The organism is Pseudoalteromonas sp. 11L1, assembly GCF_055397545.1.
Map to the genome: position 1 here is coordinate 2,998,374 of NZ_AP041141.1, position 23,154 is coordinate 3,021,527.

Sequence of the window (23,154 nt, forward strand, 5' to 3'; positions counted from 1 at the left end):
ATTTTCGTTTCTGTCTGAGTCTCCCCTGACAGCGGCGTGAATAATACGAACCAGCCTCTGCTTCGTCAAGGGCTTTTTTGTTTTTTTACAGGTTTTTTAGTCATCTGACATCGAAAGGTTTAAAATTCCACCTGATTTATCATTTTTTGAGCTACTTTCTGGTTCATCTGATTTTTGCTGTTCAGCTTTTTTTGACTCAACAGCTTTCTTTTTATTTAAAAAAGCTAAATTCAATTTAAGTTTTAATGGTTTGTTCTGCACAAAAACACGAATACATAACCAACCTATAAATAAAATGGCCAAATTTCCACCAACAATTAAACTAACCATTAATCCCGTGGCCATTACTTTTGGTTTTACAACTGGCACAGGAATAATTTCTGGTTCGCTAACACTGGCAACTGGAATTTCTGGAATCACTTCAATCGGTCTCTCTATTTCAAATAAATAGGTTGGCAATGTAGCCATAAACTCTCGGTCATTGATTGTTGAGCCAAAAACAGAGATTTCAATATTGTAGCGTCCCCAACCATAATCTTGTAAAGCCAGCTCTCTTGCTGTGGTGCTGTTGCTATCTAAGTAAAATACCTGCTCTTCGCCATTGGGGTAATAAATTTTACCTTGCATGATCACCGTTTCAGGTTTTAAAAGCTTATCATCAATATTGATGGTAATACGGTGATCTTCCCCCTCCTCAGTTGCTTCAATGGAGGTGAAGCTAAAAGGCGGCTCATGCACAACAATAGGTTCTTGAACCACCCGCCTCTCTAATACATCAGTGGTAATATAAAGCTCAGGGCGCCACTCGCCAGGTGTGAAATTTAAGGTGAACTCACCGGTAAAGACACCGTCTTTAGCGCTTTCATCGAACCCGTAGCCATCATCTTTGAATTCAGTTACTTGCTGTATGCCTGCACCAAAGTTTTCAAAGTTTTCATTATTGGTGCTCACAAAGCTTACATTAAGCGATACCGCATCTTTAAATAGGTTGGCGCGAATCGGCTCGCCATCATTTAAAATCTCACCAGTTACCTTTACAGTTTCACCCTGAAACAGAATTTTAGGCAGTGGGTCTACTTTTAGCGATAACTCACCAATAACAACAATGCGGCTTTCTGGCATTATTTGGCCAATAACTTGCCACGGCCCAGGCATGGGATTGCGAATAACCACTAAGTCATAATTTAATTCATCGTACCAATCAAGACTAGTGTTTCTCACCGCATTGGTTGCAAAGTATTTAGTACCATCGGGTCTTACTAAAATTACGGCAGGCGATCCTGTGCGTCTAAAAAATATTAATTTTATTTCATCAATTTTGTCATCAACACGAAAACGGTTATCCAGTAACGGGATTTCATTTTGTTTACCGCTGCCTTTTAACTCTTCAACTTGCTTTACGCTGTGTGCATCGGGGTGGAAACACACGGCAATTAAAAGCAGTGAAACTACTAATAGCGTTTTCATAATAATGCCCTATTCAGCGCGCCATAAACAATGGCCGCCCTCCTTTTGTACAATGTCTAAACGCGTTTGATGTGCGCTTTGCTCTGCATCGTTAGCTGCTATAACTACCAAAGGCGCCCTGTCGCTACTTAGGCGTCTAATACCGCCTTTTTGATCTTCACTTGAGTCATCTTTGTTTTGATTTAGGTTTAGCTTTACTTGTCCACCGGTCATTGCCAGGTAAACATCGGCTAAAATTTCAGAATCCAGTAAGGCGCCGTGTAATGTACGCTTAGTGTTATCAACATCATAGCGGCGACAAAGTGCATCAAGGTTGTTCTTCTGTCCTGGATGCAAGTCACGCGCCATTTTAAGGGTATCAAGCACGCCACAAAAACTATGGGTGTTTTGATAGCCTTGGTTTAATAACGCAAATTCATTATCCATATGGCCAATATCGAACGGCGCATTATGAATAACTAACTCAGCCCCTTTAATATAGTCAAAAAACTCTTGGGCAATGTCACGATAAAGCGGTTTGTCGCGTAAAAATTCATTAGTAATACCATGAACATCGATTGCTTCTTCTTCAATGCTGCGCTGCGGATTAATGTAAACGTGAAAATTATTGCCGGTTAACCGGCGATTCATAAGCTCCACACAGCCGATCTCAATGATACGATGCCCTTGTTTAGGGTCGATGCCGGTGGTTTCTGTATCTAAAACTATTTGTCTGCGTGCCATATCGAATTAAGCCTGACTCTGGTATCTTTCTATAATCACTTTATTGTACATAATATCAAGGTAAAACAGTGCAAAAAACCGTAGAGATTTACACCGATGGTTCGTGTTTAGGTAATCCAGGCCCCGGTGGTTATGGTATTTTTATGATTTATGAAGCCCATGAAAAAAAATTAAGCCAAGGTTATAAGTTTACAACCAACAACCGTATGGAAATGCTGGCAGCCATTGTGGCGCTAGAATCTCTTAATCGTGCCTGCCCTGTAACCCTGACTACCGATAGCCAATATGTTAAGCAGGGTATTGAGTCTTGGATCACCAATTGGAAAAAACGCGGTTGGCAAACCTCTGCTAAAAAACCGGTTAAAAATGTCGATTTATGGAAACGTCTCGACAAAGCCTGTGCCGAGCACAACGTTACCTGGAAATGGGTAAAAGGCCACAGTGGCCACAAATATAACGAAATTGTTGACGACCTTGCTCGTGATGCAGCCAGCAGCAACAATTTACTCGATGATGAAGGTTACCAACCGTAACCCTCTACATCATGCTATTTTTTATTTTGTTGATAATGCTGTTTTGAGGTTTGCCTAAGCCCTACCCCTTTTATTGGCGCAAATTGTGGGCGAGCATGCCACTTAGGTTTTATTGGCGTAAGTGGCGCAACACGCTTTCGTGCCACCAGCATATACACACTCCCCATAGGTTTTAAATATTGCTTGGTAAAGCTGCGCCAAAATGCGAACCGCGATAAGCGATTACCGCGTGCCAACGACGAATAAATAAAGCGCTCATCGGCCACAATTTCAAATCCAAGTAAATTTAGCCAATCTTTAACCCGTGCTGGTGTGAAAAATCGGCCTGTCCACGGTAATTTTTGACGGCTAAACGGCAGTAACTGCGCTAACCCACAAAAGCTAAACGGATTAAAACCCGTAATGGCGATATAACCGCCAGGAATAAGGGTTCGATGAGCCTCACGTAAAATATGATGTGGATCTGAGTGATATTCTAAACAATGGCTCATAATGCAAGCATCTATAGAGTGCTCATAAAAAGGCAGTTCGTCTATATCGGCAACCACCCCCGTGTATGGGCCAGGCTCTGCAACGCATACTTGATGCTTAATGGAGCTTTTGCTTGTATCTAGCTCAGCACTTAAATTACCTAATTTAAGCATATGATAGCCAAACATACGCGGTAACCACGGCGACAATTTGCGTTCTATATCACAACGTAAATAATCACCATGCGGAAACTGCTGCCAGGACAACGGTTTGGGACCTTCTTGAAAACTAAGGGCTGGTTTCATTATATAAGCTCGTTATAATATTAATTAAATACCACTTTATAGAGCAACGATACATGGTGCAAGTCAAAGCAATTAAAGCCTTTTCTGATAACTACATTTGGTGCTTAACCACCGAACAGAATAACCAAGCGTGGGTGGTTGACCCTGGGCAATCAGCACCAGTTTTAGAGCATTTAGCACAGCATAACTTAACCCTTGGCGGTATTTTAATTACCCATCATCATTATGATCATACCGATGGCGTAGCTCAATTAGTAAAGCAGTACCCAAACATTGCAGTTTATGGCCCTAGTAATAGCCCATTTGAGGGAATAACAATGCCTTTAAATGAAGGTGACACAATTAGCGTTTTAAACATTCTATTTGAAATTATAGCCACCCCTGGGCACACCCTAGACCATATTTGTTATATTAATGATGCACTGGCCTTTACTGGCGACACCTTATTTAGTGGTGGTTGTGGGCGCTTATTTGAAGGCAGCCCAGAGCAAATGTGGCATTCATTTAATAAGTTGCGAGCATTGCCAAGTGATTGCAAAGTGTATTGCACCCACGAATACACCCAGGCAAACTTGGCCTTTGCAAAAGCGGTTGAGCCACGAAACCCCGAATTACTCGCTTACAGCCAGAAAGTAGATGAATTGCGAAAAAATGATGAAATAAGCTTGCCAAGCACCATAGGTCAAGAGCTTAAAGTTAACCCTTTTATGCGTAGTAATTTGCCCGATATTACAAAGTCATTACCAAAAGAGTATTGTTTAGTTACAAAAAACAATGAACCTTGGGAAAACTTTGCTAGTCTGAGGATGTTCAAAGATAATTTTTAAGCCAGTAACAAAAATAATTAACTGTTCATTTTAAATAACAATAAGTTAACACTTTCTAATTATATTTGTTTGGATTTTTAACGATGACAAGTGGCAATGTTGGCTCATAATGAGTAGTATTCGCCGAGTTTTTTACCCTATGTATTGGTATTTATGAATAAATCTCCTCTTTTATTGGTTTTAGCGATGACGCTAAGCGGTTGTCAAACATTGACAACATTAGACACAGATTCACAAAATCAAGTTCAAAACCAACTTGAAGGCGCCAGCCCAAATGATATTAGCACTGCATTAATGATTAATGCGCAATATCAACAAGTAAATGATATTGAAGAAGAAGCCCCTGTGTTTGACGATGTTTGGGAGCGTATTCGTTACCAATTATCTATTGATATTCCACAAAATCGCCCAGTGGTCGCTGAGCGTAATTATTATGCACGTCATCAGGCATACCTAGATCGCATTTCTAAACGTGCTGAGCCGTATTTACATTTTATTGTTGAAGAAATTGAAAAGCGTGAAATGCCCATCGAAATTGCACTTTTACCCATTGTAGAAAGTGCGTTCGACCCTTATGGCTATTCGCACCGTACTGCATCGGGTATTTGGCAGTTTATGCCCGCAACCGGCGAGCGTTTCGATTTAAAACAAAACTGGTGGTATGACGGTCGTCGCGATATTGTGCAGTCTACTCGCGCTGCACTTGATTATCTCTCATACTTACACAAAACCCTTGAAGGTGATTGGCTGAACGCAATTGCCGCCTATAACTCAGGTGAAGGCCGCTTGCTGCGTGCGATTAAAAAGAATCGTAAAAAGCATTTACCTACCGACTTTTGGTCACTAGATTTACCTCGTGAAACCACCGCCTACGTGCCTAAATTATTAGCTTTAGCTGATTTACTAAAACGTGCAGATGAGTTTAAAGTGTCGTGGAAGCCAATAATTAACGCACAAGTAGTCGAAGTGGTTAATATTGAGTCACAAATAGATTTAGCACTGGCTGCGGATATGGCCGATATGACCCTTACCGAACTATATCGATTAAATCCAGGATTTAACCGCTGGGCAACCGATCCTGATGGCCCACACTTTTTATTACTTCCTACCGATAAAGTAGAACAATTCACTGAAAAGCTTACCGCTACAGCGATTAAAAACCGTCTTCGTTGGCAGCAATATAAGGTCAAACGTGGCGATAGCTTGTCGGTGATTGCAGATAAATTTACCACTAGTATCAGCGCGATTAAGTCATTAAATAAGCTTAACTCAAACGTAATTCGTGTGGGTCAACAAATTTTAGTACCACTCACTGATGGTAAAATTAACAGTGAACATTTGCCTCAGCAAGTACGTGCGGCCGCTAATAAAAGTTTACGCACTAAACTTTCTCATACGGTAAAAAGTGGCGATACCCTATGGGATATTAGCCGCGAATACGATGTAACTATGAGTGAATTAGCTAAGTGGAATAAGCTGAAAAAAAATGCAGTACTGCGTTTAAATCAAAAATTGGTAGTTTATAAGTCAGCTAGCCAGCCTAAAAAGTCGACGAGTAATACTAATCGTACTATTACCTACAAAGTGCGCCGAGGCGATTCTTTAGCGCGTATAGCGTCTAAGTTTAATTTAACAGTGAGCGATATTATTAAATGGAATAACCTTGCCGGACAAAAATACTTACAGCCAGGACAAAAGCTTAAATTAAAAGTAGATGTAAGAAGTAGCTGATCCCTACTGTAATAAACTGTTAAATAAAAAAAGAGCGCATGCGCTCTTTTTTTATGCCTGCTATAAACCTTAGCCTACAATGCCTAAAGGCTGTGCTGTTTGCCATGCACCGCGAGTAAAATCGGGAATATCGATTGAGCGGCTACGCTCACTCACAGACTGGGCTGATAACGGTGAAATAACCGACCACGCTGCGCCATCGTAAACGTCCTGATCCAGCGGTTCGCCATTTCTTAGGCAATAAATCATCCGCCAAAACATTAAAAAGTCCATACCCCCGTGGCCGCCATTGCGCTGTGCTTCTTCACCCATTTTAATCCATAGGGGATGGTCGTACTGCTCATACCATGCGCTCATATCATAATCCCACTCATGAAAGCTTGTTGATCCGCCATTTTCAAGCGCAATACGATTAGGGAAACCGGCAAACACCCCATTCGTCCCTTGGATTAAATTATGTCGAGAGTATGGCCGAGGGGTTGTTGTATCGTGCTGTACCATAATACTGCGCCCCTTGAGAGTTTTAATCAGTGTCGTGTTCATATCACCGGCAATATAATTAAGCTGATTACGGGAATGATCCGCTGCAAATTCACGTTGTGCATAGGCGCTTCTACCCAGCGAAGGTGAGCTCATTGAAGTTAAAAAATCAAACCTATCGCCACGATTTATATTCATATATTGCGATACAGGGCCTAATCCATGAGTGGGGTATAAATTACCATCACGTTTTGCATGCCATTGCGTTCGCCATGAGCCTGTTTTGTGATCTAGCTCTTTCATTTGCCAACGAAGCTCATGAATATAGGCCGCTTCGCCATGTAACAGCTCCCCAAATACACCTTGGCGCACCATGTTTAATACCATTAACTCGTCGCGACCGTAATTCACATTTTCCATCATCATGCAATTCTTTTGAGTATGTTCGGCGGTGTCTACAATCTGCCACATTTCGTCAACAGTCAGTGCCAGGGGCACTTCAACAAAAGCATGTTTTGCGCTGTTCATAGTATCGATAGCCATAGGTGCATGCCATGCCCAAGGAGTAGAAATAATGACTATATCTATGTCTTGTCGTTCAAGCATTTGTTGATAGGCCCGCTCACTGCCAGTATATAACGCCGGCTTAGCTACCCCTTTATCAACTAAATAATTGGCAGCTCGCTCTAGCACCTCAGTATGCGTGTCACAAATAGCGACTATTTGCGCACCTTCAATATGGCTCATGCGCTTTACATGTCCATAACCGCGCTGACCCACACCAATAAAGCCCACTCTAACCACATCCATTTTGGGCGCGACTAAACCAATAACACTGCGCCCTTGCTGTTTTGGTGCGCTTGCATTAGCACTTCCACTTGATGCACAACCACTCACTACACCGGCAGCTGCGGCGACACTGGCTGCTTTTAAAAAGTCTCGACGATTAAATTGCTTCATTACTTTATCCTTTTTGTTATTGTTTTAACTTACCTAAAGGCGATGAACGGGTAAATAGGTGAAGAGGTAAGCGACATAAAAATAAGGTTAAAAGAGATAAAAATTCGCATTTAACGGTTACTTGGGGTTATAGTCGAAAAAAATTATTATTTTAAGTAGTTATGTCTTATATAAAAATCACTGCACTTTTTTTAGCTATTGCACTAACGGGTTGCTCTGAGCCTACAACGCCAGCTTCATCTCTTGAAAACACCCCTGGCGTTAGTTTAAATAATCTTAAACAGCATATTAAAACCTTAGCGTCAGATGACTTTGAAGGACGCGGCCCGTTTACCTTAGGTGAAGTTAAAACCGTTGGTTATTTAAGTGAGCAATACCAAGCAATGGGGTTGTCTGGCGCGTATCAAGAGAAGTATTTACAGCCAGTTAAAATGGCCATGCTAACTGCAGATCAAAACATGCAATTAACTATGGGGAAGCTTAGCTTTATTGCAGGTAAAGACTTCACCGCCCGTACAAAGCAGTTACAGCCGATTATTGATGTCCGCAATAGCGATATTGTATTTGTTGGTTATGGGATTAACGCGCCAGAATATAACTGGAACGACTATGCCAATGTTGATGTAACCGATAAAACCGTTATTGTGCTGGTGAACGATCCGGGCTTTGCCACCCAAGACGATACACTATTTACAGGCAATGCCATGACCTACTATGGCCGCTGGACTTATAAATATGAAGAAGCCGCGCGCCGAGGTGCAAAAGCGGTATTTATTGTTCATGAAACAGCCCCAGCCGCATACCCTTGGGGCGTGGTTGAAAGCTCAAACACGGGCACCAAGTATAGCTTGATGGACAACAACCTTAATGCATCTGAACTGCCAGTTATGGGCTGGTTAACACTTAATGCGGCTGAACAAGTATTCGCATCGGCAAACTTAAATTATCAACAATTAAAGCAACACGCATTAAGTAAGCAATTTCAAGCCAAGGAATTGAACTTAAAGGCGAACCTTGCATTTAAAAATGAAGTGTCACACGCTAAATCACATAATGTGGTTGCACAAATTACAGGCAGTGAAACCCCTGACGAATACGTTATTATTAGTGCCCATTGGGACCATTTTGGTACTAAACAAACCGACAGTGGACCTAAAATTTATAATGGCGCAGTCGATAATGCTTCAGGCACTGCAGCAACGCTTGAAATTGCTCGCATTATGAGCAAAATGCATCAGCAAAAGCCGTTTAAGCGCTCAATCCTGTTTGCTAACTTTACTGCCGAAGAAACAGGTCTAATCGGCTCAGAAGAATTTGCCAATGGGAATATGATTGCCACCAAAAAAATGGTCGGATTATTAAATATCGATGGTATGAACGTGCTCGATGAAACCGATTATATTTTGCAATACGGTAACAACCTATCAGAAATGGAGAGTTACTTAGCAAGCGCGGCTAAAGCACAAGGACGCGGGGTAAAAATGGATCCTCGCCCACAAAATGGATTGTTTTTTAGATCAGATCATTTCTCACTCGCTAAACAAGGCGTGCCAAGTTTACTGTTTATGAGCTTAGGTGATACCGATCCTGACTACATCAGTCATAAATACCATAAAGAAGCCGACGACTATTCAGATACATGGTCATTAGCTGGTGCAAAACAGGATATCGAGCTGGTTATAGATATAGCCAGTCAACTTGCCAATAATGGCGACTGGCCTAAGTGGATAAATGAATCTGATTTTAAAACCAAACGTTTAGAAGATAAGTAAATAAAAAAGCAGCCGAGAAATTATTCGGCTGCTTTTATCTGTATCGTTAAAGATTGTGCGTGTTTTGTTACTGAACTTTGGCAAATTCTTGTTTAGATAATTCACCATTCCCGTCAGTATCTAAGTCATCAAATAATTTAGCTAATTGTGAATTAGCTTGTGCTTCAGACTGGCTAATAACGCCGTCGCCATCAGAATCAAAAGAATCAAAGTCAACCATAGCAAAAGCGGCAGAAGACGAAGCAAGTGCAATTAAAGTTAGGGCGTGGTGACCTTTTGTGATTAATTTTGCAGCAGCATGTTTGGTATATAGACAAGGCAGAGCCTATGTAGTGTGGTTGCTCCCCATAAATAGGCGATAACGCAGTGTAAATGCCAAACATGCACTGCCCAAAGGGTTCTTCCTAGGGACGATTAACTCTTTGTTGCTCGATTTTTACTTAGCCCACTAGGTTACAAATGTCGCGCCGCAATTAAATCGTCCCTAGATTGAACAAACTTCAATCTATAAAGGCCAGCACGCCCAAGTTTTAGTAAATATTTTCATAATAAATCCTTAGCTTAATAAAAAAGTGGGTAAGAAATCCTTTTCAAAGATCCTTAGGGAATTAGAAAGTTAGTATGCTGAAAATTCGTCTTTAGAAAGTTCACCATTGCCATCTACGTCCAGCTCTGCAAACTGCTCCATAAGTTCGGCCGCAACCGATGCTTCAGCTTGGCTAATTGCGCCACTACCATCTACATCAAGAGTTTCAAAGTCTGTGCTGGCAAATACTGCAGATGAAGAAGCAAGTGCCATAAGTACAAGAGTTGACTGTAATTTTTTCATAATATTAATCCTTCAAAGTATGCAATGTTTGGGTATAAATTAATTAACTCAACGCTACAACCGTACATCCTAGTTATTCTCTTTCATAGGCTCCCTTGCCTATTTAGGTTGTCTTTGGCAACTCAGAATATGTAATAGCGTTGAGCATTGGCCTTTTAAGCCTTAGAAAATTCTGCTTTAGAAAGCTCGCCGTTTTTATCCGTATCAAGCTCTGTAAACTTACTCATAAGTGAGGCATCTACTGATGCTTCAGCTTGGCTTATTGCGCCATTACCATCCACATCCAGTGTGTCAAAATCTGTTGCAGCAAACGCCACAGATGAAGAAGCAAGTGCCATTAATACCAGTGTTGATTTAAATGTTGTCATAACGTAATTCCTTCATTGGGTTGTAAGGTTAAGCGCTAAGCTTAATCACTTTTTGCTAAATACAGCTTAGGTATTACAACTTCGATGCCATGTTTATTTTTTCGTTTATAAACAATAAGTTAAAAATAAAAATGTGATTTTTACTTAAAAACACCTCGTATTTTGTTGCTCTTTTGCAACAGCTACTTTTAACTAAAAAGATACCCTTTAAAATTCAACAACTTAAATCATCTAAAAAAGACACACCTATCTCTAATTAAACTCAAAACAACAAGACTGAGCCGCTATAGGAATAAATCGCCACTGAACAAATTAACAACGCGAAATTAAACAGGTTAAATTAAATAGATAACAAATTGAAAATAAACAACTTAAATTGATTTGTAGAAAAATATAAATTAATTTTTTTAACCGGGAGAGAAAAAGCAAGGATTTGTCGCCGTATGGCGAATAAATACTTAAAGTAAGGAATGAATCTCGTGCGGGATACTAATTTGATATCACTCAAGCCCATTTATTTGGGCATGAGTACAGGCGGTCACTTCCAGCCTTGGCGCCACCTTTGTTCATCTTTTAAATCGCGCCACTGAATAGGATATTGATTTTTTGACATCACCGCTTCAGTGATACATTCAATCACATTACCGTCTTCATCAAATTCTACCTCAACAATAATAAAGTGCTTTTCTTTATTAATAGCTGGGATGGCAGTCCATTTACTATTTAGCAGTTTTTTAGGGGTTAATTTATTCATACTACACCTTTTATGTTTTCTGCTTGATAATACGCATCAGTGATACGTTTAGTTTTATTAAAAAACCAAAAACTTCCCTTTAAACATTTGTATTTAGCAATGAAAAGCATATTCTCCAGCATCAAGCGAAAGTAATTCAATAGCCGCATTTTCACCTATACTTGGCGTTTCACGAGTTCAAGCGGGGGAAAATCACTGTTTCAGCGCAAGGAGAACCGTCTTGTCGATTCAGGGTCAGAGGCCTGTTCGCTGCTACCTTAATATACGCTGGATAATTAATACACCCCGTTACCCACAGTAATGGCTATTTGATTGCTATGACTGTTTACTTCGGCTCATACAACCAAAACCAATAAATAATAGCGACAATAAGTAAAACGCCTAATAAATTAATTAATAGCATAATTAAATCCCCTATAAATAAAGTTACGAGTTACTGGCTTTAAAATAACGTAATCGGTTTGCATTAGTGACTACAGTAAGCGATGATAAAGCCATTGCCGCGCCAGCTACGACTGGGTTTAGTAGTAAACCAAAAAACGGATACAACAGCCCTGCAGCAATCGGAATACCCGCAATGTTATAAATAAACGCCCCAAACAAATTTTGTTTAATATTAGTTATGGTTGCGCCACTAATTGCAATGGCATCTGCAAGACCATGAAGTGAGCCTCGCATCAGCGTTATATCCGCACTTTCAATAGCTACATCTGTACCAGTGCCAATGGCAAATCCAACATCGGCTTGTGCCAACGCTGGCGCATCATTTATACCATCGCCAGTCATGCCCACAATTTCACCTTGAGATTGGCGCTTAGTCACTTCACCGGCTTTATCATCTGGCATTACTTGCGCTATAAAGTCTGTAATACCGACTTTGCTGGCAACGGCTTTAGCGGTCGCTTGGTTATCGCCTGTCAGCATAACCACATGAATACCATTATTTTGTAAGCGTTTAATAGCTTCAGCTGAATCTTCTTTTATTGGGTCAGCAACCGCAATAATGGCATGTAATTGATTGCCAATAGCAAAGTACATCGGCGTTTTAGCAGCGCTAGCAAGCTGCTCCGCTTGCGGTATTGCCTCTGCAATATCTATATTGTGGCTTTTCATTAGTGCCTGATTGCCAAACAATAGGCTTTGCTCATTAATGGTACCGATGACACCTTGCCCAGTGATAGCATTAAAATTACTGACTTTTTCAAGGGTAATATTTTGGTTTTTAGCGTAATTAACAATGGCTTCGGCTAATGGATGCTCAGAACTACTTTCAAGACTAGCTGCTAACTTTAGCACCTCGGTACTGTCGCTTTGGTTGAACGTAACCACATCGGTCACGGTTGGCTTACCAGCGGTTATAGTGCCTGTTTTATCTAAGATCATGGTGGTGATTTTAGCTGTTGTTTGTAGCGCTTCACCGTTACGAATAAGTATACCCGACTGAGCAGCTTTACCTATGCCGACCATAATTGACATCGGTGTAGCTAAACCAAGTGCACACGGGCAAGCAATAATTAAAACTGTGGTTATTGCAACAACCGCATAAGCAATACTCGGCTGTGGGCCAAAATTAAGCCATGCTAAGCCTGCTAGCACTGCAATAATCATCACTGTGGGTACAAATATGCCTGAAATAACATCAGCTAAGCGTCCAATTGAGGGTTTAGAGTTTTGTGCACGTTTAACCATATTAATAATATTCGCTAAGGTGGTTTCGCTGCCTATATGGGTTGCTTTAAACAACAAAGTACCACTTTTATTAATACTGCCAGCAACAACCTTGTCACCCTCACCTTTATTAACCGGCATCGGTTCACCAGTGAGCATTGATTCATCTAGTGTACTGCTGCCTTCAATAACATCTCCATCGACTGAAATTTTCTCTCCAGGGCGGACACGAATCAAGTCACCTTTAATAACTTGGCTTATAGCTACATCTTGCTCTTGGTTATCTCGGATCACCCGTGCCGTTTTAGGCTGTAAACCAATTAAGCGTTTGATCGCCTCAGAGGTACGCCCTCGCGCCTTTACTTCAAAGGCTAAGCCAAGACTTATTAAGCCTATGATCATTGCTGAGGCTTCAAAATAAACATGTCTAGCCACCTCTGGTAATAGACTTGGCATGATCACCACCACCATTGAATATAGCCAGGCTGTTCCCGTACCAAGCGCAATCAAGGTATCCATATTAGCCGTATGATTTTTAAATGACTGCCATGCGCCAGTATAAAATTGCTTACCCGACACAATCATTACGACCAACGTCATCATTCCAACAATAAACCAGCCAATACGCTGGGCATTGCTAGTGACACTCATATCAAAGATTAATCCATAAAGCATTAATGGCGCACCCAAACCCAATGCCAATAGCATATTGCGCATAAGTTTTTTGTAGTGCGCGTTATCAGCTTCGGCTTTTTCATCTAGGGCGTCTTGTTGAGAATCACTGTTCATAGGTTTAGCTTGATAGCCAATATCGGCGACAGCGTGCATTAGCTGCTCAGCCTTAGCCGAACCTTCTACTTGCACAGTTCGATCGGCAAAGTTCATTTCAACGCGCTGCGCACCCTTTACATTTTTCAGTGCTTTCTCTATTTTAGCCACGCAACTGCCACAATTTGCGCCTTCAATCATAAAGTTTTGCGTGGTAGGTTGATTACTCATAACGCTTCCTTAGTATTTTTAACTTCAAAGATTGGATCAACAAAGGTCTCTATTAAGCTACATATATCTGCACTTACAGCCCCATCAGGCGATTTATCCCACTGTTTAACCGCTGCTTGCATTCGCGTGCGTAATTTAAGTGTTTCTTGAAAGTGCTGCTCTGTTTCCTCTAGTCGCTTTGCTATTAATTGTCGTGTAAGCGGACAAGGGCACTGCCCTTGGTCCGACTGTGCAATAATTTGTTGAATATCTTTTATTGAGAAACCGAGTTGACGCGCACTAATAATAAACTTTAAACGTTGCTGATCGGCTGCGGTATACTCTTGATAACCATTGCGCTCACCACGAATAGGATTAAGCAGCTTTATTCGCGTGTAATGACGAACTGTGTCTTGGGTCACGCCCATAGTATTGGCTAATTGCTTTACGTACATCATTAAACCTCTGGCTGGCTATGTAATGACAACATAATAAACCTATGTGTAACACATAGGTCAACAATTAATTAAGCATATGGCTGGGAGTGCGAAAGAAAGTTAAGATAAGAGCAGCCACAATATGTGACTGCTAAATTTGAGAGCTACTGTAGTGCTTAGTTTGCTTTGCTTCGAGATTGCTTAAGTGCTTCACCAAGCTCACCCGCAATTGCTTGAATTTCAGGCATAGCGTCTTGTACTAAGGCTTGTGACATTTGCATTGATTCTTGCATTACTTGTGGCATTTTCTTCAAAATAGCCTGCCCTGATTCTGTCTTATAAAAAGCTAACATGTCGCTAATTTCTTGTTCAGTAAATTGTTTATCGTAGAGGTTAATCATCATCGGCTGCATTTTTTGCCAGCTCATTTTTGTTTTTAATACCTTGGTCATATCAGCATAATATTTGTCGAAAATTGCTTTCTCATCTGGCTTTACGCCCATTTGCACTGACATATTTTGCATCATGCCCTCAATTTGTGCATACATGGAGTCAACCATGGCATCCATGTTCATCACTTCTACCAGCTCATCAATTTTTTGCTGTTTGGCAGTTTGCGCTGCAAGGTTAGTTGAAAAAATTAAAAGTGAAAGCAGTATTACCTTACCCATATTAATATCCTTTTTGTATTTGAATTAGCGTCATAATCACATGTTCAACAAGTGTTGTAAATGGGGACAACCAAAAAACGAAAAAGCCGAATAACAGGTGTTTATTCGGCTTTTAATCGTTTATTCCCAGAGCTAATCTTTTTCGATATTATCGAGCCCTTTCGTTCCCTCTTTAGCTTTAAGCTTATGATGAATAGCGGTTTTAATCAGCATATAGCCACTAATAGGTGCAGTGATTAATAGAAATATAGTGATTAATATTTCTTTTACACTTAAGCCACTGACTGAATTAGCAAAAAATACCATAGCAGCGGTAAGTATACTCGCCATACCTAAAGTGGTGGCTTTTGTTGGCCCATGTAAACGCATAAAAAAATCAGGTAATTTAATTAAACCAATTGAGCCAATTAAAATAAATAACCCGCCTAACAGCAGCAATATTGATACGATCCATTCACTTATCATTTTAATACCTTACTCAATTATGTCGCCACGAAGTAAATACTTACATACAGCTACCGTACTTATAAACCCAAGCATGGCAATAAGTAAGGCTGCTTCAAAGTACAGCCCCGTGCCCATACTAATGCTATATAAAATAATCAAGGCAATCACGTTAATGTACATAGTATCGAGCGCTAAAATACGATCCGGTACTGATGGGCCAATAATAAGTCGCCATAGATTAAGTAATAACGACAATCCAACCATTGAAAAAACAATCAGTAATACTGTATCTAACATTGAAATATCTCCTTTAGGGGAGCTTCGTAACGTGCTTTTATTTGTTTAATAAGCGCTTGCTCATCATCTAAATCTAACACGTGAATTAATAAATAACGCTGTACCGGTTCATCGTCTTCATTAAGCGATTTAATCAGCGGGTAAACCTCGGCACTTACCGTACCCGGCGTTAAAGACACGCAGCTTGCTAAAATAGTAATTGGCATTTCATGCATTAAATCTATAGGCACTTTAACAAAGCCTGGACGCAGATTTTTTGAAGGGCCCAGTATTAATAATGCCACTTGCAAATTAGCCACTATAATATCGTAAAGTACGATTAGTAATTGCTTAAGTGCTAGCCCCGGCTTTAATATCAGCGGTTGCGGGTCTCTAAACGACATACTAAATAACGGTATTAGCAACGCGAGTAGCGCCCCTAATATAATATGCCCTACCGACACACTGTTATTTAACAAGAGCCATACTATAAATAAAAATAAACTACGAAACGGCGTAGGTAACCAACCAAAACGAGCTTGTAAGCGCATTACATACCTCCCTTGAGTACCGCATTAATACCACCACTAATATCGTGAAGCTGTGTTGCCGCCTCGAGGGCGTACTGTGTTGCCACGTCACCAAAAATAACCAGTAGTATTGAGCTTGCCAATAAACCAACTAACACGGTCACTTGTAGCGGGTGGGCATTGGCAACATCGCTAGCATCACCTGTTTTGTCTTTACGTTCCCAAAACAAACTAGTACCCGCACGTGATATAGCCACAATTAGCGCTAAGCTCATAATTAAGTAAACAGGCCAAAATACCAGTGCTTGCTCGCTATTTAAGGTCGTTTTTAAAATCCAAATTTTGCCAACAAAGCCCGAAAAAGGTGGCATACCAATAACGGTTAAACCGGCAATAATAAAACACGCACCTAATAAAAATGGTTGCTTTACTGCACGCCCGCCGACTAATCGATCACCAGCTTTACCTCGTTGTGTTGCAATTAAATCAGCAAGTAAAAATAGCGCCGCAGTCACTAACGTTGAATGCACTAAATAGTAAAGCAACGCAGCGGTGGCATTTATGTTTTGGAGTGCGACTAATGCCACCAACGTCCCTACAGAAACCAGTACTAAATTAGCGGTAAGCTTACGTAAATCTTGTGCGGCTAACACCCCTATTGCGCCAATCACTATGGTGGCAATAGCCAGCGCCCATAACCAAGACTGCGCCATATGCTCAAGTTCGCCAGCTTGTTCACCAAAAATAACCGTGTATACACGTAAGGTTGCGTAAACACCAACTTTAGTCATAATCGCAAATAATGCAGCAACCACAGGTGTGGCACTTGAGTAGGCGTTTGGTAACCATAAATGCAATGGTAATAACGCACTTTTAAGTGCAAACACCACCAATAGCAGTAAACCACCTGCCTTCGCTAAATAAACGTCATCACCAGTTAGTTGCGGTACTTTATTGGCCATATCAGCAATATTTAAGGTGCCTAATACACCGTATAAAATACCTAAACCAATTAAAAATACGCTTGAACCAACTAAATTTAAAATAACGTAATGCAGAGCCGCGCGCGTTTTGGGTTTACCGCCACCGTGCATTAACAGCGCATAAGAGGCAATTAATAACACTTCAAAAAATACGAAGACGTTAAATAAATCCCCTGTTAAAAATGCACCATTTACCCCTAATATTAAAAAATGGATTAAAGGGTGAAAAAAGCTACCTTGTTCATCATCACCAGCACAGCCATATAAAGCCACGCCAACCCCCAAAAAGGCGGTTAAAGTGACTAACAAGGTCGAGAGCATATCTGCAACCAGTACAATACCAAATGGTGCAGACCAGTTACCTATTGCATAAACAATAATACCGTTATCTTTAACCTGAACCAGCAGTAATACTGTGACTGCAAAGGTTAAAATAGCCATTAAGCTAGACATAAATCGGCGTGCAAATAAGCTTTTGCCACACGGTGGGAGCAACAAAATAATTGCCGCTAGCATTGGCAGTAAAATAGGCAAAGATGCTAAATGCTGAATCATTTTCTCTCCTTGCGTTTATTTTTAGTTAGGGTGCCATCAACATGGTCGTTGCCTAAATCTGCTCGGCCTCGAATAGATAAAATAACCACAAACGCAGTCATCGCAAAGCCAATTACAATGGCTGTTAACACTAAGGCTTGTGGTAGCGGGTCAGCGTAATCAGCGCCAGTCCCTAGTACCACGGCTTTATTAATTGTTAAGCGCCCTGATGAGAATAAAAACAAATTAACCGCGTAAGAAATCATTGTCAGCCCCAGTACCACTGGGAATGTACGCGCTCTTAGTAATAAAAACACGCCACAGGTGACTAACACGCCAACGCAAGATGCGTATAACAGTTCCATTAAATATTTACCTCTTCTTTCTCTGCGTTCGCGGTCATATTACCTAAGCTCGCAAGGATCATCAGCGTAGCGCCAACAACAGTTAAGTACACGCCCAAGTCAAATACAATGGCGCTGGCAAGCTCTGTTTTACCAACAAACGGAATATCAAAGTAATCAAACCAGGTAGTTAAAAATGGCTTATCAAAGAACCAACTTCCCACACCTGTAAACATGGCAATAGCAATACCTGATGCAATAATTTTTCGATAGTTAACATCAAAGCGTTCATTTATCCACGCAGTACCATGCGCCATATATTGTAAAATAAAGGCAATAGAAGTTACGAGGCCTGCTATAAAGCCTCCTCCAGGTAAGTTATGACCGCGTAGGAAAATATAAGCAGACACTAATAGCGCTAATGGTAGTAAGCTTTGAGAAATACAAGCCAATAAAATAGGATGGCGATCTTTAGACCATGGACGCCCTTCACTATCGCTCGCTGGCATATAAAGTGGAATTCTTGATAACAGTTTAAATATGCCCAGTGCGGCAATACCTAGCACAGTAATTTCACCTAAAGTATCAAAGCCCCTAAAATCAACCAAAATAACGTTAACTACATTAGTACCACCACCGCCTGTTTTGGCGTTAGCAATAAAGAACTCAGAAATTGAATCAAGCGGACGAGTCAGTAAAGCGTAACAAATACTGGCAATAATGATCCCCACGGTAGAGGAGATAACCACATCACGTAAAATACGCAATGAGCTTGACTCTCTTGGCGTGCTTTGAGGTAAGAAAAACAGTGCCAACATTAATAGTATAATAGTGGCTACTTCTACAGTAAGTTGCGTTAAGGCCAAGTCAGGCGCTGAAAAACGGGTAAACGCCACCGACACCATTAGTCCCACAATCGACAGCATTAATAACGACACCATTCGAATTCGATGCCAAATAACGGTAGCAATTGCACCTATTATGAGTAGTCCTGCACCAATTGCGTTTTGAATATCAACCGGGGTATTAGGCACGCTACCAGCTAGCTGCTTCATTTCAAATAATGGCCAACCAGAGGCAAGTAATACAACGCCTAACATTATAAATACATAACGTTGTAATGAGCCATTTTCTGTTGATTGGATTTTGTTTTGACACCAATTGACCACTACCGCTAAAAAACGCTCGAAGATTTTTTTAGCGTTAAAAGGAGGTAACGACGCTTGGAACTGGAACAAGTACTTACGATTAACGTAAATAAATAAACCACCAATTACCGCCATACCACTCATAAGTAGAGGTAAGTTGAAACCATGCCAAATAGTCAATTTATACTCAGGCATTGCTTCACCAAGTACGGCTAGTGAAGCGGCCGATAAAATACCATCAACGGCAAAGTGTGGAAAAATACCCACTAAAATACACAGTACCACTAAGATTTCTATAGGCACACGCATATAACGCGGTGCTTCATGAGGGGTACGTGGTAGATCAATGGGCTCACCATTAAAGAACACGTCATGAATAAAGCGTGATGAGTACGCCACCGACAACGCACCCGCTACAGTTGCCAGCACCGGGATTAGCCACGACATTGAGCCAAGTACCTGCTGATGCAGTGTCTCAGCAAAGAACATCTCTTTTGATAAGAAACCATTTAACAACGGTACACCTGCCATAGCGGCAGCAGCCACCATCGCCAAGGTGGCCGTATAAGGTAAGTAGCGCCACATGCCATTGAGTTTACGCATATCACGAGTACCGGTTTCATGGTCAATAATGCCGGTTGCCATAAATAACGACGCTTTAAACGTCGCGTGGTTAATAATATGAAAAATAGCGGCAACGGTCGCAAGCTGTGTATCTAGGCCTAGTAATAATGTAATTAAACCCAAATGACTAATCGTTGAATAGGCTAACAAGCCTTTTAAATCATGTTTGAATAACGCGATATAAGCGCCAAATAATAATGTGGTTAAACCGGTCAAACCGACTAATAAAAACCAGGTATCGGTACCCGCCAATGCGGGGTAAAAACGCGCAAGTAAAAAGATACCTGCTTTTACCATAGTGGCAGAGTGTAAATACGCACTAACCGGCGTGGGTGCAGCCATGGCATGCGGTAACCAAAAATGAAACGGAAATTGTGCAGATTTAGTAAAAGCACCTAATAATACTAGTACTAATGCCAATTCATATAAGTCGTGAGATTGAATAATCGCTTTGCTAGCTAAAATGGTGTCTAAGTCGTAGCTTCCAACAATATCGCCTAACAACATTAAGCCACCGAGTAAGGCTAAACCACCGGCGCCAGTTACCGCTAATGCCATGCGCGCCCCCTTGCGCGCCTCTGATTTGTGCCACCAATAACTGATTAACAAAAACGAGCTAATACTGGTTAGCTCCCAAAATACCCATAACTGAATCACATTGTTTGACATAACAATGCCCAGCATGGCGGTCATAAATAACATTAAGTAGCTAAATAGTTTTGGCAATGAATCATTTTGACTTAGGTAATAACGGGCATACAAAATTACTAGTAACCCTATTCCTAGAATCATAAATAAAAACAGTAAACTCAATCCATCCAAGCGCAAGGAAATATCTAACCCTAAGGCTGGTATCCACTGTGCGCTAAAACGAATGGTTTCCCCCGCAAGAACCGCGGGCGCATGATAAAGTGTAATTGCAAGCGCGGCTAACGGCGCAATAGCCGTTAGGCTCGTTGCCTGATTTCGAGAAAGTTTGCCGGTGCATGCAGAAATAACACTGCCGAATAAGGATAACAGGGGTATCCAGAGCAAAGTCATAATGAAGGGCCTTTTTGAATCATAAAGTTTATCAATTCGCTACTTGTTATTATTAAATACCAAAGTGACTTGGGTATACGTTTTATGTCTGTTTTTTAACAACATTAATACGTATAGTTATACTGATAAACGCAGTTTTTGTCTATAGAAAGCGCCGCTAGCGGAACAATAATCAAACAAAAACACTTATAAATTAATGAACAGTAGCCAAATAAGCTCAGCTTTCAGACAGTTTACAGCGGAATATCCAATCACTAAAATCGTACAAATAAATGAGCATTAAGTGCTATGTGCTTTTGCCACAAAATACGATATTGCGCTGATAGGCCTAACTGCTGATATTGCATAATCGACCACTGTGCACTGGGCTTATAAGCAGTGCCGCCTTGTTGGCAGCTTTGGCTTTTGTGCCACCCTTTGGGAGCAACTGATTTTTTTGCAATAAATAAGTTGGGAGCAACAAACCCATCAAGCTGACATAACCACGCTTGCTTTTTTACCGGTAAAGCGTACTCATCTTCAAAGCCATTAAAGTGCATTAACTCATGCAAAAAAACCGCGTAGCTAGCCTGTGAATTAATATGCATTAAACCATTTTTTACATTGGCAGTACCTTGTTTGGGCATCATAACGGCAAAATCAAATCCAGTGGAAAGCTGCTTTTTAAGCGATGACTGCTGCCAATCGCACTTAGCACGTGAGGATTCAGTACTATTGCAACTAATTGCACTACCCACATAAACTGGTTTTGAAAAACAAAAGGTATTGAGACTCGGCTCTGGGTTTTGAAAGTACGCGTTACGAAATTGATTGAGCCTGTATAAACCATCACGGTGATCGCTCAACATTAATACATTAAATGTACACTGCTTTTGTATCTCAACTTGCTCGTTTGCAAGTAAAAACCCTAACTTATCCATGAATGATGCACTCAATGTTTCTATGGGTGCTTGTTGCTGTAATTGCAGATGATAAAAGATATCGCCTTTAGGAAGCTTATTTTGATTTTTTAGTAGCGCTAAATCCTGCCAACGCTGTTGCGAAAATAACGAGTCGGCGAGTTTTTTTTGCTGTGCTCGTGTAATTTTATCCAAACTTGCTTGCCAAAATAGTTTAGCCGTTTCAGTTTGATTATTGCCTAATAATGACAACCCATAGCCATATTGAGCATCCGCTATTTTATTGCGAGCTAAGGTTGCTAAAGCTGTGGTGGGTAATTGTAATATGTGGTTTGCAAAGTAACGAGGGAATTGCCAATAACTGTCAATCACATTGGCCTTGGCATGTAATACTTGCCAAAAGCCAATGCTATTTTGTTTATTACTCGAGCCACTAATAACGCTAGCGCACAGTAATAAAGCACTTAGTTTTAAATAATTAGCCAGCGCTTTCACTGGCCATCAACTCAAGCTCTAAACGCGCATACTTATATTCTATAAATTCATGTACGTTCGTTGCTAGTGCCAATTTAAAGTAATCTGTGGCAATTGAAAGCTCGCCTGCGGCTTGGTGCTGTTTAGCTAAGTAAAAATAAGCTTCACATAAACGCTGAGCATATTCTTGTTGTGAACTTACACCATCGGCTATCCCTGAAAAAAATGCTTTTTCACTCATATCACCTACATACAAGGCAATAAGCTGATATGCCCATTCGTTTTCATCAAGGGCCGCCGCATTAGCTTTTAACGAAGCGAGCGCCTGAGTTTTATCTTGTGCTGCTTGAGCTAAATAAAGCCACAATACACGATAAGGGTCGTTAGGAGAGCGCTCCAAGAATGTTTTAAAGTCATCCTTTGCAAGCGTCGCTCTATCACCATAGTACAAAGCAATACCACGATTTAAATACGCATATTCATGTTCTTGGTCTAACTCTATGGCTGAATCAAAATACTCGTATGCTTTTTCGTATTGCTGCATCAAGGTATGCTGAATACCCAAAAAGTTATAGACTTCAGCCAAATCAGGCTTAAGTTTAACCGCTCGGTTAAAATCAATTCGCGATAAAGTCGTCATGCCTAAGCTATCAAACAGTACTCCACGGTCATAATAGAGCTTTGCTTGTTGTTCTGTACTCAAGTCTGCTCTGTTTAATAGCTCTGAAAAACGTGCAATGGCAATTTCATTTCTAAAATCTGATGCAAGCGGTGCAGTAAATGGCACATTAATAATAGCAGCGGGTTTAGTAGTAGCCTGACAAGCGCTTAAAGACAAAATAGCAAAAGATGCCAAGGCTAAATGTTTAAGTCTCATTAA

General features: G+C 40.8%; 23 protein-coding genes and 1 pseudogene. 4 read left to right on the forward strand and 20 right to left on the reverse strand.

Annotated elements, in window-relative coordinates:
• Positions 1–96: 96 nt before the first annotated feature.
• Complete coding sequence (locus ACZ5WS_RS14020) at positions 97–1,467, reverse strand: TIGR03503 family protein (RefSeq protein ID WP_138606192.1); 1,371 nt, start codon at positions 1,465–1,467, stop codon at positions 97–99.
• Between the two features lie 9 nt (positions 1,468–1,476).
• Positions 1,477–2,190: a DNA polymerase III subunit epsilon gene (gene dnaQ, locus ACZ5WS_RS14025; protein ID WP_010391424.1), complete on the reverse strand. Its 714-nt coding sequence runs from the start codon at positions 2,188–2,190 to the stop codon at positions 1,477–1,479.
• 68 nt (positions 2,191–2,258) lie between these two features.
• Here dnaQ and rnhA point away from each other — a divergent pair, with 68 nt between their 5' ends.
• Positions 2,259–2,723: a ribonuclease HI gene (rnhA, locus tag ACZ5WS_RS14030; RefSeq protein ID WP_464709232.1), complete on the forward strand. Its 465-nt coding sequence runs from the start codon at positions 2,259–2,261 to the stop codon at positions 2,721–2,723.
• Positions 2,724–2,737: 14 nt separating this feature from the next.
• Here the strand turns inward: rnhA and ACZ5WS_RS14035 are convergent, their stop codons facing one another.
• Positions 2,738–3,499, reverse strand: a complete 762-nt coding sequence (locus tag ACZ5WS_RS14035; RefSeq protein ID WP_138606196.1) for a class I SAM-dependent methyltransferase — start codon at positions 3,497–3,499, stop codon at positions 2,738–2,740.
• Positions 3,500–3,552: 53 nt separating this feature from the next.
• Here ACZ5WS_RS14035 and gloB point away from each other — a divergent pair, with 53 nt between their 5' ends.
• Both gloB and ACZ5WS_RS14045 read left to right on the forward strand, forming a co-directional pair.
• The gene (gene gloB / locus ACZ5WS_RS14040; RefSeq protein ID WP_464709235.1) at positions 3,553–4,326 is read left to right on the forward strand and encodes a hydroxyacylglutathione hydrolase; all 774 of its coding nucleotides are present in this window, start codon (positions 3,553–3,555) and stop codon (positions 4,324–4,326) included.
• Between the two features lie 153 nt (positions 4,327–4,479).
• Positions 4,480–6,057: a LysM peptidoglycan-binding domain-containing protein gene (locus tag ACZ5WS_RS14045; protein WP_041709094.1), complete on the forward strand. Its 1,578-nt coding sequence runs from the start codon at positions 4,480–4,482 to the stop codon at positions 6,055–6,057.
• Positions 6,058–6,126: 69 nt separating this feature from the next.
• On the opposite strand, the gene ACZ5WS_RS14050 is transcribed toward ACZ5WS_RS14045, so the two are convergent.
• Positions 6,127–7,497, reverse strand: coding sequence for a Gfo/Idh/MocA family protein (locus ACZ5WS_RS14050; protein ID WP_464709238.1), 1,371 nt, complete (start codon positions 7,495–7,497; stop codon positions 6,127–6,129).
• Between the two features lie 161 nt (positions 7,498–7,658).
• On the opposite strand from ACZ5WS_RS14050, the gene ACZ5WS_RS14055 reads away from it, so the two are divergent.
• On the forward strand, positions 7,659–9,269 hold the full coding sequence (locus tag ACZ5WS_RS14055) for a M28 family metallopeptidase (RefSeq protein WP_464709241.1): 1,611 nt from the start codon (positions 7,659–7,661) through the stop codon (positions 9,267–9,269).
• Positions 9,270–9,336: 67 nt separating this feature from the next.
• On the opposite strand, the gene ACZ5WS_RS14060 is transcribed toward ACZ5WS_RS14055, so the two are convergent.
• The 16 genes and pseudogenes from ACZ5WS_RS14060 to nlpI form a co-directional block, all read right to left on the reverse strand.
• A complete protein-coding gene (locus ACZ5WS_RS14060; RefSeq protein ID WP_464711512.1) occupies positions 9,337–9,552 on the reverse strand; it encodes an EF-hand domain-containing protein in 216 nt (71 codons plus the stop codon).
• A 333-nt stretch (positions 9,553–9,885) separates the two neighbouring features.
• Positions 9,886–10,098 (reverse strand): EF-hand domain-containing protein, encoded by a 213-nt coding sequence (locus ACZ5WS_RS14065; RefSeq protein ID WP_010391414.1) that lies wholly within the window; start codon positions 10,096–10,098, stop codon positions 9,886–9,888.
• Between the two features lie 155 nt (positions 10,099–10,253).
• Positions 10,254–10,466: an EF-hand domain-containing protein gene (locus tag ACZ5WS_RS14070; protein WP_010391413.1), complete on the reverse strand. Its 213-nt coding sequence runs from the start codon at positions 10,464–10,466 to the stop codon at positions 10,254–10,256.
• 538 nt (positions 10,467–11,004) lie between these two features.
• Positions 11,005–11,220 (reverse strand): TIGR02450 family Trp-rich protein, encoded by a 216-nt coding sequence (locus tag ACZ5WS_RS14075; protein ID WP_464709245.1) that lies wholly within the window; start codon positions 11,218–11,220, stop codon positions 11,005–11,007.
• 93 nt (positions 11,221–11,313) lie between these two features.
• A pseudogene (locus ACZ5WS_RS14080) lies at positions 11,314–11,623 on the reverse strand (cupredoxin domain-containing protein).
• Between the two features lie 23 nt (positions 11,624–11,646).
• Positions 11,647–13,887, reverse strand: a complete 2,241-nt coding sequence (locus ACZ5WS_RS14085; RefSeq protein ID WP_464709248.1) for a heavy metal translocating P-type ATPase — start codon at positions 13,885–13,887, stop codon at positions 11,647–11,649.
• Entirely contained in the window at positions 13,884–14,321 is a 438-nt protein-coding gene (locus ACZ5WS_RS14090) for a MerR family transcriptional regulator (protein ID WP_464711514.1), read from the reverse strand. The genes ACZ5WS_RS14085 and ACZ5WS_RS14090 overlap by 4 nt, the downstream gene beginning before the upstream one ends.
• Before the next feature lie 158 nt (positions 14,322–14,479).
• Positions 14,480–14,974: a DUF2059 domain-containing protein gene (locus ACZ5WS_RS14095; protein ID WP_464709251.1), complete on the reverse strand. Its 495-nt coding sequence runs from the start codon at positions 14,972–14,974 to the stop codon at positions 14,480–14,482.
• Positions 14,975–15,106: 132 nt separating this feature from the next.
• Positions 15,107–15,439 carry a Na+/H+ antiporter subunit G gene (locus ACZ5WS_RS14100; protein WP_008114566.1) on the reverse strand — a complete coding sequence of 111 codons (333 nt, stop codon included), beginning with the start codon at positions 15,437–15,439 and terminating at the stop codon, positions 15,107–15,109.
• A 9-nt stretch (positions 15,440–15,448) separates the two neighbouring features.
• Entirely contained in the window at positions 15,449–15,718 is a 270-nt protein-coding gene (locus tag ACZ5WS_RS14105; protein ID WP_008114565.1) for a K+/H+ antiporter subunit F, read from the reverse strand.
• Complete coding sequence (locus ACZ5WS_RS14110) at positions 15,712–16,248, reverse strand: Na+/H+ antiporter subunit E (RefSeq protein ID WP_054202162.1); 537 nt, start codon at positions 16,246–16,248, stop codon at positions 15,712–15,714. Before ACZ5WS_RS14110 ends, ACZ5WS_RS14105 begins: the two co-directional genes overlap by 7 nt.
• Positions 16,248–17,765, reverse strand: a complete 1,518-nt coding sequence (locus ACZ5WS_RS14115) for a monovalent cation/H+ antiporter subunit D (protein WP_178955594.1) — start codon at positions 17,763–17,765, stop codon at positions 16,248–16,250. The genes ACZ5WS_RS14110 and ACZ5WS_RS14115 overlap by 1 nt, the downstream gene beginning before the upstream one ends.
• Entirely contained in the window at positions 17,762–18,109 is a 348-nt protein-coding gene (locus ACZ5WS_RS14120) for a Na+/H+ antiporter subunit C (RefSeq protein ID WP_054202160.1), read from the reverse strand. The genes ACZ5WS_RS14115 and ACZ5WS_RS14120 overlap by 4 nt, the downstream gene beginning before the upstream one ends.
• Positions 18,109–20,901 (reverse strand): monovalent cation/H+ antiporter subunit A, encoded by a 2,793-nt coding sequence (locus tag ACZ5WS_RS14125; protein WP_138606207.1) that lies wholly within the window; start codon positions 20,899–20,901, stop codon positions 18,109–18,111. The genes ACZ5WS_RS14120 and ACZ5WS_RS14125 overlap by 1 nt, the downstream gene beginning before the upstream one ends.
• Before the next feature lie 254 nt (positions 20,902–21,155).
• Positions 21,156–22,295 carry a hypothetical protein gene (locus ACZ5WS_RS14130; protein ID WP_464709258.1) on the reverse strand — a complete coding sequence of 380 codons (1,140 nt, stop codon included), beginning with the start codon at positions 22,293–22,295 and terminating at the stop codon, positions 21,156–21,158.
• Positions 22,279–23,151 carry a lipoprotein NlpI gene (nlpI, locus tag ACZ5WS_RS14135; protein ID WP_013464539.1) on the reverse strand — a complete coding sequence of 291 codons (873 nt, stop codon included), beginning with the start codon at positions 23,149–23,151 and terminating at the stop codon, positions 22,279–22,281. Before nlpI ends, ACZ5WS_RS14130 begins: the two co-directional genes overlap by 17 nt.
• Positions 23,152–23,154: the final 3 nt, after the last annotated feature.

Bases quoted from the DNA above. Each gene is read 5' to 3' on its own strand.
- ACZ5WS_RS14020 (WP_138606192.1), bottom strand. From the start codon at position 1,467: ATGAAAACGCTATTAGTAGTTTCACTGCTTTTAATTGCCGTGTGTTTC.
- dnaQ (WP_010391424.1), bottom strand. From the start codon at position 2,190: ATGGCACGCAGACAAATAGTTTTAGATACAGAAACCACCGGCATCGAC.
- ACZ5WS_RS14035 (WP_138606196.1), bottom strand. From the start codon at position 3,499: ATGAAACCAGCCCTTAGTTTTCAAGAAGGTCCCAAACCGTTGTCCTGG.
- gloB (WP_464709235.1), top strand. From the start codon at position 3,553: ATGGTGCAAGTCAAAGCAATTAAAGCCTTTTCTGATAACTACATTTGG.
- ACZ5WS_RS14045 (WP_041709094.1), top strand. From the start codon at position 4,480: ATGAATAAATCTCCTCTTTTATTGGTTTTAGCGATGACGCTAAGCGGT.
- ACZ5WS_RS14050 (WP_464709238.1), bottom strand. From the start codon at position 7,497: ATGAAGCAATTTAATCGTCGAGACTTTTTAAAAGCAGCCAGTGTCGCC.
- ACZ5WS_RS14055 (WP_464709241.1), top strand. From the start codon at position 7,659: ATGTCTTATATAAAAATCACTGCACTTTTTTTAGCTATTGCACTAACG.
- ACZ5WS_RS14065 (WP_010391414.1), bottom strand. From the start codon at position 10,098: ATGAAAAAATTACAGTCAACTCTTGTACTTATGGCACTTGCTTCTTCA.
- ACZ5WS_RS14070 (WP_010391413.1), bottom strand. From the start codon at position 10,466: ATGACAACATTTAAATCAACACTGGTATTAATGGCACTTGCTTCTTCA.
- ACZ5WS_RS14075 (WP_464709245.1), bottom strand. From the start codon at position 11,220: ATGAATAAATTAACCCCTAAAAAACTGCTAAATAGTAAATGGACTGCC.
- ACZ5WS_RS14085 (WP_464709248.1), bottom strand. From the start codon at position 13,887: ATGAGTAATCAACCTACCACGCAAAACTTTATGATTGAAGGCGCAAAT.
- ACZ5WS_RS14090 (WP_464711514.1), bottom strand. From the start codon at position 14,321: ATGTACGTAAAGCAATTAGCCAATACTATGGGCGTGACCCAAGACACA.
- ACZ5WS_RS14095 (WP_464709251.1), bottom strand. From the start codon at position 14,974: ATGGGTAAGGTAATACTGCTTTCACTTTTAATTTTTTCAACTAACCTT.
- ACZ5WS_RS14100 (WP_008114566.1), bottom strand. From the start codon at position 15,439: ATGATAAGTGAATGGATCGTATCAATATTGCTGCTGTTAGGCGGGTTA.
- ACZ5WS_RS14105 (WP_008114565.1), bottom strand. From the start codon at position 15,718: ATGTTAGATACAGTATTACTGATTGTTTTTTCAATGGTTGGATTGTCG.
- ACZ5WS_RS14110 (WP_054202162.1), bottom strand. From the start codon at position 16,248: ATGCGCTTACAAGCTCGTTTTGGTTGGTTACCTACGCCGTTTCGTAGT.
- ACZ5WS_RS14115 (WP_178955594.1), bottom strand. From the start codon at position 17,765: ATGATTCAGCATTTAGCATCTTTGCCTATTTTACTGCCAATGCTAGCG.
- ACZ5WS_RS14120 (WP_054202160.1), bottom strand. From the start codon at position 18,109: ATGGAACTGTTATACGCATCTTGCGTTGGCGTGTTAGTCACCTGTGGC.
- ACZ5WS_RS14125 (WP_138606207.1), bottom strand. From the start codon at position 20,901: ATGACTTTGCTCTGGATACCCCTGTTATCCTTATTCGGCAGTGTTATT.
- nlpI (WP_013464539.1), bottom strand. From the start codon at position 23,151: ATGAGACTTAAACATTTAGCCTTGGCATCTTTTGCTATTTTGTCTTTA.